This is a genomic window from Aliidongia sp. (assembly GCF_035943795.1).
In the GTDB taxonomy this organism is placed as follows: Bacteria; Pseudomonadota; Alphaproteobacteria; order ATCC43930; family CGMCC-115725; genus Aliidongia.
The window spans coordinates 1-9,321 of sequence record NZ_DASZBY010000076.1 but is presented as its reverse complement, the minus strand read 5'-3'; the positions used below and the strand labels follow the sequence as shown (position 1 = coordinate 9,321).

The following is a 9,321-nucleotide window of genomic DNA, read 5'->3' as shown; positions in this document are numbered from 1 at the left end:
CTGGTGGGTATTGGGCTCGATCTGCCACAGGCCGAGCGCCGGGCCGGTCGGATACTGCGCCAGGTAGGTGCCGCCGCTTTCCTGGGCGGCGGTGCCGAGCAGGAGATTGAGAGCGACCGGGCCGTCATTGAGGCCGAGGCGCGCGAGCGTCGGCCGCACGACGACGTTGGCGAGCTGGGCGAAGAAGATCTGGGAAGGCGAGAGCGATTTCATGGCGGGCAGGATCGCCCGCCTGGGCACGTGCGCTAAGGTAGGCGGATCGGGGCCGTATTTGGGGGCTAGAGAGACGATCGTCTTACCGAATGAGGCCGGGCTTGATACCGGCTACCGAGCGGACCTTGGGCTATCGTAGCCGTCGGATGGGAGGCACGCCGGTCGGGCCGGTCTCCGCCATTTGAATTGCCTGCGTTTCCTTCAACGCCACTCACTCGATAAGAGCATCTGTTCCTGGGGCTGACGGGGCGCTCTACCAGACTGAGCTACGGGCGATCCCTGAAGAGGCGATCGTGGATCCCGGCCGGATTTGAACCGGCGACCTCCCTCATCGGCGTGCTCTACCAGACTGAGCTACTGGCTCTCACCAGGCAGGATTTGAACCTGCGGCCTACGCCCTCCGTATGCCCATAGGGCAATCCCAAGATGTCCTATGGGCAATCAGTTGATCGTCGCAGTTCGGCCCGTCGCGAGGCGACGAACGACCTCGGCCGACATTTCCCCGACGACCTCGGCCATGCCCGGCCGAGCGTTACACCGCGCTTGCATGCCGGCAAAAATCGCGGCGCCCTGCACGACTTCGCCGCCATTCAGGCCTAGCGCCTCGGCAATCTCGTGGCCGGCGGCAATCAGCTGATGCACATAGTCCATCGTCGCGGCGTTGGTCTCGATCGGCTTCGACATCAAAATCTCTCCGTCACGCGGCATCTGGCGGAAACAGCGACAATTGCTTCGCGTCGACAGGTGCCTTCGCGGGCTGATGCGCTTTGGGACTGCATCGCCGACGTCCGCAGCCAGGACATGATGCGGGTTGGCGCAGCGGGATCATGGATAGAACCGCGTCGCGATCGAGCATCTCAAAGCCCGCCGTCAGCTGGCGCACCCGGTCGTAGTTCAGATGCAGCGTCTTGGCGATCTGCTGCCGGGTCTTCCCCTCGGCGAACATGCGCTTGGCATCGAGCCAATTCAGATACACGCGGGCGGACGGCACCTTGAAGCGCTCGCCGCCCAGCTGGGCGCCGATCACCCGCGCCGCCTGCAGGCCGACCAGGCGCGCCAGCGGATGCTCGCGCTTGATCGTCTCCGGGATGTAGAGCCGGCCGCCACCGAACTCGCGCGCGATCGCGATCGCGATCTCGACGCTGGTCCAGCGGGCAATGTTAGCCAGCATCTCCGGCAAGGCCTCCGCGTGGATCTGGATCGGATCAGTCATCGGGACCGTCGCTGATTTCCGGCTTGCCGCGAGAGACGCGGCGCAGCCACTTGCCGAGCCGGCTCACGATCTCCGGACCATCGTCGCGGTCGAGATCCTCGGGCGCCCGCACGCGGAAACCTTCGTTGCCCATCCAGGTCGCGAGCGAGGCCTGTTCCCCGGCCTTCACCGCGTCGAGCTTCACCAGGCGCGCCCATTGCGCCTCGATCAGTACCGGCTCGTACCGGCCCTCGCCCAGCGTCGGCCGGCGGCCGTGGAAGGGCTGCGCCGAGTAACCGACACGCCGGCACCAACCCTTGAGGCAGTCGATCGCCACCTTCAGGTCCGCCGCACTGTTCCAGCGTAGCGCCGCGATCGACGTATGCCGGCAGACGAATGCCGCGAGCGCCTGGTCGCTTGGTTCGTACACGGCGCCCATCTCCCACAGCGCCTGCCAGAGGTTCTTCAGCTTCTGCGCCTGGGGACGGGTGTCGACGCGGCGGTCGGCCGCCGGTGCCCTGGCGGATGGCTTGAAGCCCAAGGTTTCGAAATGGTCGAGCACGGCATGGCGCTCGCGCGGCGAGAGCTTGGCGCTGCTGTCGGTTCGGCCGGCGGAAAACCGGCCGATGATGGCGCGATAGCTGTCATCGGCCAGCGCCAGTTCCTTCTTGGCGACATGGATCTTGGCCAACTCGGCTTGGCGGGTCGGATCGACGGCGTTCATCGACGCGCCTCCCCAGGGGCGATGAGGTCGAAGCGCAGGCCGCCCTTGAGCTGCACGATGTCGATCACCCAATGCTCGATGATGCCGGCGCTCGGGTACTGACTGAGGATGCGGGGCGAGACCAGGCGGATCAGCTCGGCGTGCGACAACGCGACCGACAGGATCGGGACGGAATTAGGCATTTCGGCCTCCAGGTGCTGGCAAGGAAAGACGGGGAGCAGGCAGGCCGGTACGAGCTGCTTCGGCACCGACGCCGGAATGGATGGGCACGGCGCGGCCGGCGGCGTAGCCGGACCCGAAGGCTTCATGCCGGGAGAGGTCGCGTGCCTTCGTCTGACGCTTTGCGCGCAGCTGGATGTCCCGGCGCGCGACCTCGGTCTCGACAGCGGCGCGTTTCGCTTGGTGCTCGTCGACAGACGCGTCGGACGCGAGCATCCGCACCTTGTTCGCCAGCGCCGCGATGAAGCCGGCAAGGAAGGCATCCACCGCTTGCTTGCGGGTTCGGGCGACGCGGCGCCGTCGATAAGCGTCGGTGAGCCGGAAATTCGCCCGCTCGGTCTCGACGCATCGCGACAGCATCTCGACCAGATACTCGGCGATCAGCACGTCGGGCTCGAAGCCGAAGATCACGAGCGAGCCGCCTTGGGCGTAGCCGTGCCAGACCTGGACGGTGCAAACCGAGGCGATCGAGACGAACAGACCGGACCATGGCCGCTTCATCCGGACGGCCGCCATCGGCAATTCGACCTCGGCGAACGGGGGTCGGTCGACCAGCTCGTCGGTCAGGCCGGCACCATGCATCAGCTCGGCGGCTTTAGCAGCAGCGGCGACGGCCTCCGCTTCGGAACAGCCGCGATCGAGCGTTCGGGACCGAAGTGCCCGGATCTTTGCCTTCAGCCCGGCCAGATCGTCGGCGGTGTAGCGGCGCCCGGTCACCGCAGCACCAGGATGACGAGGCCGGCGACCAGGCCGATGGCCGCCCAACTGCCAGCCACGGACAGTGCGAGGACGGAGAGCTTGCGGCGCGCCGTCATGGCCGTGCCTCCCTGGCGGCGGCGATCGCAGCGTCGCGGGCGACGCGATATGCCTTCAGCTGCGGCAAGTCCGGCTCGGCGCGATACGTGCGCCAGGTCATGTTGACTGCTTTGCGAAGCGCTCCCGGCACGGAATACCAGCATGGCTTGCACATGAGTTGCCCGCGCTGGCAGGCCGCGCCGCAGCTGTCGGCCGCGCAGATCTGACTGCTAGTTTTCATAGCGAGACTCCAGAAGCGACAGCTGGACAGGAGCCTTCGGTGGAGTGAGGCCTTCCAGCATATCGGAGCCCGCATCTGTCAGAATGTACTCGCCGGACTGCGACGGCGACGTCCGATCGTCCATGCGACAGACGATCCAGCCGGCTTTCCACCAGCGGGTGACTTCGGCCATCAAGTACATTCCGAGCCGCGCGCCATCACAATCGACGATGAAGTACGTCTTCTTCGGATATTCGGACTGTTCGAGTATTGCTCCAAAGCCGTTGGACAGAGCCCTCAGTGCCTTCAAGTCAAACTCGGTCGGCGAGATCGTCTTCTTCATCGTTCATCGTCTCCATTCACCAGCACGACGACGTCGCGCCACTCGACGCCGGCGGCTCGTGCGGCCTTCACGGCGGCGCGGAGCTGGTCGAAGGCGACTTCCCGGGTCGGGCGGTCGATCAGAAGGTGTCCAGCGCCCGCACTGGCGACGAGCTGCTGCACGACATGCTGCAGGCGGTAGCGCGCGCGGGTTTCCCGGCGCGGCAGGACCTGGGCGGCGGCGCTGGCCGCCGTCGTCAGTTCGAGCAGCAGCTCCCCGGTGATCGGACGCCGGGCGGACATTCTCAGGCGGCCTTGATGCCGATGGCGACGATCGCGGCGTCGACCATCTCGCGGGGCGCGATGATCCGGACCATGCCATCGGCGCTGGCGACAGCGGCTGACAGCACTTCGCCGAGCTGGGCGAGAGCGGCCACCACTTCCGACGGCGGCAGGCGGTGCAGGATCTTGATCGCGCGTGCCCGTTGGTGGGTCCGTTCGATGTAGCCGCGTTCCACCAGGCCGCACAGCAGCCGGTGCACGTTGCTCTTCGACATGAGCCCGACCTGGGATGCGATCTCGCTTAAGGTCGGAGCCACACCGCCGCTCGCATCGGTCATGTCCTGGATCACGCGCATGCAATCACGCTGTTTCGGCGTGAGCTGGATCGGTCCCGTCATGATGCTTTCCTATTTCAGCAAAGGGATCGGCGGCGGCGGCGACCGGCGCGGCGCCACGTCATGGAAGCGTGGAGCAGCCCATTCGGGCAGGGTGATCAGCAGAAGAGGCTTTCCCTCGGACGTCCTGCCGAGCCGATGTTCCACCGCTCGGCTTGGATGCGGCTTCTGATCAACGTGTTTCCACGGCTGGACCGCGAGGTGGCCGGTGGCCTGGGTTTTGTTGACCCGCCGGATCGCGTAACCGTTGCCCGCAAAGATTTGCATCGCGCCGACGTCGGGACCTTCTCCCAGCAGGATGGTCACCCGATCCGAATGCTTGAGGCCGAGCAGGGACAGCAGCTGCCCCGTCAGGCGAATGCTGACCCGATCCCCGGCGAAGCTCATCGTGCAAACCGGACCGGATTCCGCAATCTGTCGGCCGGACCTGGGAGCGAGAGAAATCCAGCCCATCACGCACCCGCCATGTCGATGGTGATCGCGTCCCAGCGGGCGGTCGGCGAGGTGCGCCGGTAGAACCGGATATAGGCCTTGCTGCCGACGATCCGGATGCTGTCGCCGACCGCTTCCATGGCCCGCTTCCAGCGATCGTCTTGGATCTCGACGCGGCGCAACGCGAACACGGCTTCGCGGCTGACCTGACCTTCCTGGTCCGTCTTGAACGCGTGGTCGACCAGCACGCGCAGATTGGCGTCGGCGCCCTCGGCCCAGTCGACGATGCACTCGTCGATCAGCCCCTTGGCGATCTGCAGTTCCGGTCCGAACACCATGTTCTCGGCGATCGCGACCTGGACCTTGCTGCACCCGTCATAGGCCGTGAAGGTCATGTTGCCTTTCACGCCGCCACGGGCCAGCTGGTACTTTTCCTTCAGAAGGTCGATGAACGCGCCGACATCGCTGAAGCAATGGGCCTTGAACCGCGAGATCTGGGACGAAAGCTCGTCGGCATAGCCCATCATCTTCTCGACGAGCTGGTCTTCGAGCAAATCCGTCGGGCGGATCATGTGCGCAGGAACGAGGCGTTCCTTACTGTCCCGGCGGTAGCCCTCGGGAACGGCTGCGGTGTTCATAGTCTTACCTCCAGATCCAGCGAATGACGCGGCGCCAGAACCGTTGACGCCGAATGGAATGCGAGCGAGTGACCGACCCGCCGACGGCGAGCCGGGAGAGACCGGGATAGGCGGACATGCGAACCCTCCGTCTTGCGATGCTTGGCGATGGCGCTGCGGCGCTCGGCGATCAGCGCCAGCACCACGTCGTGCCAGGTCGGCGGCCAGGGCACGGCCCAGGCCTCGCCCAGGGCCGTCAGCACTTGGCGCGGGGACAGGTGCTGGCCGGCCGCCCAGAACACATGTTCGAAGGCGACCTGGCGCTCGCGACGCAGCAGGCGTTCCGGGCTGGCGATCGTCATGGCATCAGCCTGCCGCCCAACGGCCCGAACAGGCCGTAGACGAAGACCAGGACCGCGAAGGCGGCAACGCAGGCCTCAATCCATTCCCGACGGGAGTAGCCCTTCATGCTACGTCTCCCCCACCGTTCGGCCGCGCCGAGGTCAAGCGCCGGACAGGGGAGAATGGCACCACGTTGGTATGGGGATCGAGCGGCGGGGCGACGGACGCCTGCGCCTCCAACGTCCGGATGTCCTGGGCGATCTCGACCAGAGCGGAGGTCAGCGCGAGCGCCTCGGTCTGGTTCAGGATCAGCCAGTCGTCGGGATTGAGCGTCATCTCGTAGAGGATCTGGGCGCGCAGGGTTTTCACCCATTGCGACAGGGTCAGGCCGTCGGGTTTCTTCATGATGCCTTCCGCTCTACGCCGAGGGCCGCCGCCATCACCGGGCAACGCTGGCAGGCCGACCAATGCTTGATCTTCGCCGGATCGCTCTGCGGCATCCGGCGGCGGGAATAGCCGTTGCACTCTTCGCGCGAGATCTCGCTCGAAAGGTGCGGACATTCGACGTAGTCGAGCCGGGCCAGCACGGCCTGCTCGATCGCGCGGGTCGGCTTGTCGTACTTGCCGGAGAGGACCAGGGAGATCGCGGTGCGGCTGTAGCCGAGATCGTCGGCGACCGCCTGGATGCTACCCAGGCGACCGACGGCCTTGCGCAGCATGAGCAGCCAGGTGGGCTCAGTCATGCTCTACCTCAGCGGTCGGGAGGATCGGCTGGCCGCCCTTGTTGGGGTCGAGCAGTTGCTTCGCCGTGGCCTTCCACACCGGCGCCTTCGGACCGAGGTCGCGCAGCAGAATGTGCTGGCTATAGCCGTTGCTCGTTGGCGCGGTGCCGGCGACGCGCTTACGTGCCAAGCCCGTTACACCGGCCTTGCGTAGATGGAGCAGGTAACGGGTCGTGAGACCGTCCGGGTCTTTCAGGCCCGTGGTGTCGACCAATTCGAGCAGCTCCGGCACCGTCGCCTTACGCAGCATGCGCAGGGCCGACCAGAGCTTGTCCTTGAGCCCGGATTTCTTGCTGGGCACCCGTTTCGGCCCCTTCGGCCCGCTCTTGAACTTGCCGGCCGCGAGCGCGCTGTCGCCCGCCGGCGTGCGGCGGTAGCAACCCAAACGCACCATCGAGACGAGCCCGTTCTTGTTCAGCGGGGTAACGAGGCGCGTAACGCGATCCCTGGCTAGGCCGGTGCGGGCGGCGAGCTGGTCGAGCGTCATGCAGGCGCCCTCGGCCGGCAGCGCGTGCAGGATGATCCCGCCCTTCCAATGGGTTTCGGCGACGGCCATGGTCAGAGCCCCGCGCGCTGGCGGGTACGGGCATCGTCACGGTCCTGGCAGAGCTGCCGCCCGGCGACGGCGCCGAGGTCGATCGACGTGACGCCCTGGGACTTGCCGAAGCGCTCGACATTGGCGACGGCATTCTTGACCTCGCGCAGGAAGCCACGGGATTGCTTGTGGATCTCGGCGACCAGGTCGTCGGCGACCTTGATCTCGCACAGCTCGTCGCAGACCAGGCGCACGTCGTCGATCGACGCCGGCCGGAACTCGACGGTCTCGGTGATACGGCTGCGGATCTGCGGATAGCGCGTGGTCAGGCGCTTCAGCACGAAATCCTCGCCGGACAGGATGATCACGGCTTCGGACGTGTCCGACAGGTCGCGAAGCGTCTCCAGCAGCTTGACGTCGTGCAGCAGGTTGCGCGCTTCGTCGATGATCAGGTGCCGACCCGACGAGGCGAGCGAGCCCAGCACCTGGGCGAACAGATCCTTGATCCGGCCGCCGGCATCGAGACCCAACTCGGTCGCGATCTCCTGCAGCATCCAGCTCGTGTTCCAGTTGGCCTTGGCGCGGACGTAGACCGCGCCGATCTGGAGGCCGAACCACATGACGGTCCGGGTCTTGCCGAGCCCCGGCACGCCGCCGACAAACAGCCAGGATGCCTCGCGGGCGCCCCGGTCTTCCACGCGGGAATAGGCGCCCATGAAGGCTTTGACGTTGCTGGTTTTCGCGAACTGATTACGCATGTACAATGTCCTCGTGAAGCGTCGTTACCCAGCGCCGTCGGGTCTGATCACCCGGCGGCGCTAACCTTTTGAGCGGCCCGGATCTGGGCCAGTTCATCCTCGTAGAGCAGCCCGAAGCCCTGGCTGACCCGGCACCGATCGGCAAGCCAGGCGAGGTCTTCCGGGGCCACACCATCAGGATTGCGCGCGAGCCAACCGATGCGTTCCGCCTCGCCACCCGGCCAGCGCAGGGCCGGCGCGCCGATCGGCACGATCTCGGCGATCGGCGCGGGTTCGAAGCGGGCGAGCATCAGGTCGGCGGCGACCTCGTCGCTGGCGGTCAGCTGCAGCGGTTCGGCCTCGATCGGCGCGCCGCGCAGCTCGGCTTGGACTTCCGCGACATTCGCCTCCAGGCGGCGCAAGCGGCCCTGGGCGCGGGTCTCGCGGCCCTGTTCGAGCATCGATTTGGGGATGAAGTCGCGCTTGTGGCCGTCGAGCGCCGCCTTGCAGATCAGGCGGCCTTCGAGTGTCTTGACCCAGACGAACGACGGATCGTTCCACTCGTAGCCGACCATGACGTCGTCGCCGCCATGCTCGACCAGATCCTGGTGGAAGTATTCCAGGTTCGAGAACTGGATGAGGCCGCGGTTCGTCCGCGCGATCCGGTGCGGCCGGAACAGATCGGCCGCCAGATCCGGAGCCACGGCATCGGGCGTGAAGCCGGCCTCGATCGCGGCGCGCCAAGCTTCCATCGGCGTCTGGTGGCGGCGCTTGCCCGTGTCGGTATCGATGATCGACGGCAGGCCGCTGTGCGGTCGGTTGTTGTAGTCGTCGGTCTCGGCCTGGCAGAAGGCGACGAAGTCGCGCCACGGCATCAGCAGATTGCGCCCGCGACCCTGCAGTTCCTTGCGGGTCAGTTTGTGGACGCGGTTGCTTGCCTCCGCGTCCATGTCGGCGCCGATGAACGACGGCAGCTTGCGCGCGGCGCGGACCCAGATCGTTTGATGGACGCGCTCGCTTCGGCCGCGCGACATCGAATTATAGGCCCGACTCAACATGTGCGAGGCGCCGAGGCGGGCGATGAGGCCGACCACCGGGCCGCTGGTCAGGTCCGCCTTGTTGCCCGGGCCGTTGTCGGAATAGAGCCACGCCATCACGCCATAGCGCTGGACCGCATCGCGCACCGCATCCATGACCGATTGCGCGCTCTCGGCCAGGCCGAGCGAGAAGCCGAGCGCCAGGCGCGTCTTGGCATCGACGACGGTCGTGATTTCCGGACGGAACGGGCCGCCATGGAAGGGATGGCAGACCTCGGCATCGAAGGTATGACCGTCGACCAGCGCGATATCGAGCGGGTCGAGCAAGGCATCGTCCCGCTTCACATAGGCCTTGAGGTTCTTGATGTCGCGCGGCCCCATGCGGCCCCGGTTGATCTCGATCGTGCCCAGACGGTCGAGAAAGCGGCGCACCTGAGGATAGCTCGGCGGGATCTGGCCGGTCGGTGCGATCTCCTGG

At 66.4% G+C, this 9,321-nt stretch carries 16 protein-coding genes and 1 pseudogene; all 17 read right to left on the bottom strand.

What is annotated here, in order from left to right:
- Nucleotides 1-213, bottom strand: a pseudogene (locus tag VGV37_RS13390) (hypothetical protein); the annotation flags it as partial.
- Between the two features lie 441 nt (nt 214-654).
- The gene (locus tag VGV37_RS13385) at nt 655-897 is read right to left on the bottom strand and encodes a hypothetical protein (protein WP_326880185.1); all 243 of its coding nucleotides are present in this window, start codon (nt 895-897) and stop codon (nt 655-657) included.
- Nucleotides 898-910: 13 nt separating this feature from the next.
- The gene (locus tag VGV37_RS13380) at nt 911-1,426 is read right to left on the bottom strand and encodes a hypothetical protein (protein ID WP_326880184.1); all 516 of its coding nucleotides are present in this window, start codon (nt 1,424-1,426) and stop codon (nt 911-913) included.
- Nucleotides 1,419-2,129, bottom strand: a complete 711-nt coding sequence (locus VGV37_RS13375) for a regulatory protein GemA (protein ID WP_326880183.1) — start codon at nt 2,127-2,129, stop codon at nt 1,419-1,421. The genes VGV37_RS13380 and VGV37_RS13375 overlap by 8 nt, the downstream gene beginning before the upstream one ends.
- Nucleotides 2,126-2,311, bottom strand: a complete 186-nt coding sequence (locus tag VGV37_RS13370; protein ID WP_326880182.1) for a hypothetical protein — start codon at nt 2,309-2,311, stop codon at nt 2,126-2,128. Before VGV37_RS13370 ends, VGV37_RS13375 begins: the two co-directional genes overlap by 4 nt.
- Nucleotides 2,304-3,065 (bottom strand): DUF7168 domain-containing protein, encoded by a 762-nt coding sequence (locus VGV37_RS13365; RefSeq protein WP_326880181.1) that lies wholly within the window; start codon nt 3,063-3,065, stop codon nt 2,304-2,306. Before VGV37_RS13365 ends, VGV37_RS13370 begins: the two co-directional genes overlap by 8 nt.
- A 308-nt stretch (nt 3,066-3,373) precedes the next feature.
- Nucleotides 3,374-3,706 (bottom strand): hypothetical protein, encoded by a 333-nt coding sequence (locus tag VGV37_RS13360; RefSeq protein ID WP_326880180.1) that lies wholly within the window; start codon nt 3,704-3,706, stop codon nt 3,374-3,376.
- Complete coding sequence (locus VGV37_RS13355; RefSeq protein ID WP_326880179.1) at nt 3,703-3,987, bottom strand: hypothetical protein; 285 nt, start codon at nt 3,985-3,987, stop codon at nt 3,703-3,705. Before VGV37_RS13355 ends, VGV37_RS13360 begins: the two co-directional genes overlap by 4 nt.
- Before the next feature lie 2 nt (nt 3,988-3,989).
- Nucleotides 3,990-4,364 (bottom strand): helix-turn-helix domain-containing protein, encoded by a 375-nt coding sequence (locus VGV37_RS13350; RefSeq protein ID WP_326880178.1) that lies wholly within the window; start codon nt 4,362-4,364, stop codon nt 3,990-3,992.
- A gap of 9 nt (nt 4,365-4,373) precedes the next feature.
- Complete coding sequence (locus VGV37_RS13345; RefSeq protein WP_326880177.1) at nt 4,374-4,748, bottom strand: hypothetical protein; 375 nt, start codon at nt 4,746-4,748, stop codon at nt 4,374-4,376.
- A gap of 65 nt (nt 4,749-4,813) precedes the next feature.
- Nucleotides 4,814-5,431: a DUF3164 family protein gene (locus tag VGV37_RS13340; RefSeq protein ID WP_326880176.1), complete on the bottom strand. Its 618-nt coding sequence runs from the start codon at nt 5,429-5,431 to the stop codon at nt 4,814-4,816.
- Nucleotides 5,428-5,772, bottom strand: a complete 345-nt coding sequence (locus VGV37_RS13335; protein WP_326880175.1) for a hypothetical protein — start codon at nt 5,770-5,772, stop codon at nt 5,428-5,430. Before VGV37_RS13335 ends, VGV37_RS13340 begins: the two co-directional genes overlap by 4 nt.
- A 103-nt stretch (nt 5,773-5,875) precedes the next feature.
- Complete coding sequence (locus tag VGV37_RS13330; protein WP_326880174.1) at nt 5,876-6,157, bottom strand: hypothetical protein; 282 nt, start codon at nt 6,155-6,157, stop codon at nt 5,876-5,878.
- Complete coding sequence (locus tag VGV37_RS13325; protein ID WP_326880173.1) at nt 6,154-6,495, bottom strand: transcriptional regulator; 342 nt, start codon at nt 6,493-6,495, stop codon at nt 6,154-6,156. The genes VGV37_RS13330 and VGV37_RS13325 overlap by 4 nt, the downstream gene beginning before the upstream one ends.
- Complete coding sequence (locus tag VGV37_RS13320) at nt 6,488-7,090, bottom strand: hypothetical protein (protein ID WP_326880172.1); 603 nt, start codon at nt 7,088-7,090, stop codon at nt 6,488-6,490. The genes VGV37_RS13325 and VGV37_RS13320 overlap by 8 nt, the downstream gene beginning before the upstream one ends.
- 2 nt (nt 7,091-7,092) lie before the next feature.
- A complete protein-coding gene (locus VGV37_RS13315; RefSeq protein ID WP_326880171.1) occupies nt 7,093-7,827 on the bottom strand; it encodes an ATP-binding protein in 735 nt (244 codons plus the stop codon).
- A gap of 47 nt (nt 7,828-7,874) precedes the next feature.
- The coding region (locus tag VGV37_RS13310) for a Mu transposase C-terminal domain-containing protein (RefSeq protein WP_326880170.1) at nt 7,875-9,321 on the bottom strand (1,447 nt) is incomplete at its 5' end.

Coding starts and splice junctions, on each gene's coding strand:
- VGV37_RS13315 (WP_326880171.1), bottom strand. CDS start 7,827: ATGCGTAATCAGTTCGCGAAAACCAGCAACGTCAAAGCCTTCATGGGC.
- VGV37_RS13370 (WP_326880182.1), bottom strand. CDS start 2,311: ATGCCTAATTCCGTCCCGATCCTGTCGGTCGCGTTGTCGCACGCCGAG.
- VGV37_RS13320 (WP_326880172.1), bottom strand. CDS start 7,090: ATGGCCGTCGCCGAAACCCATTGGAAGGGCGGGATCATCCTGCACGCG.
- VGV37_RS13375 (WP_326880183.1), bottom strand. CDS start 2,129: ATGAACGCCGTCGATCCGACCCGCCAAGCCGAGTTGGCCAAGATCCAT.
- VGV37_RS13350 (WP_326880178.1), bottom strand. CDS start 4,364: ATGACGGGACCGATCCAGCTCACGCCGAAACAGCGTGATTGCATGCGC.
- VGV37_RS13335 (WP_326880175.1), bottom strand. CDS start 5,772: ATGACGATCGCCAGCCCGGAACGCCTGCTGCGTCGCGAGCGCCAGGTC.
- VGV37_RS13360 (WP_326880180.1), bottom strand. CDS start 3,706: ATGAAGAAGACGATCTCGCCGACCGAGTTTGACTTGAAGGCACTGAGG.
- VGV37_RS13340 (WP_326880176.1), bottom strand. CDS start 5,431: ATGAACACCGCAGCCGTTCCCGAGGGCTACCGCCGGGACAGTAAGGAA.
- VGV37_RS13345 (WP_326880177.1), bottom strand. CDS start 4,748: ATGAGCTTCGCCGGGGATCGGGTCAGCATTCGCCTGACGGGGCAGCTG.
- VGV37_RS13330 (WP_326880174.1), bottom strand. CDS start 6,157: ATGAAGAAACCCGACGGCCTGACCCTGTCGCAATGGGTGAAAACCCTG.
- VGV37_RS13355 (WP_326880179.1), bottom strand. CDS start 3,987: ATGTCCGCCCGGCGTCCGATCACCGGGGAGCTGCTGCTCGAACTGACG.
- VGV37_RS13325 (WP_326880173.1), bottom strand. CDS start 6,495: ATGACTGAGCCCACCTGGCTGCTCATGCTGCGCAAGGCCGTCGGTCGC.
- VGV37_RS13380 (WP_326880184.1), bottom strand. CDS start 1,426: ATGACTGATCCGATCCAGATCCACGCGGAGGCCTTGCCGGAGATGCTG.
- VGV37_RS13385 (WP_326880185.1), bottom strand. CDS start 897: ATGTCGAAGCCGATCGAGACCAACGCCGCGACGATGGACTATGTGCAT.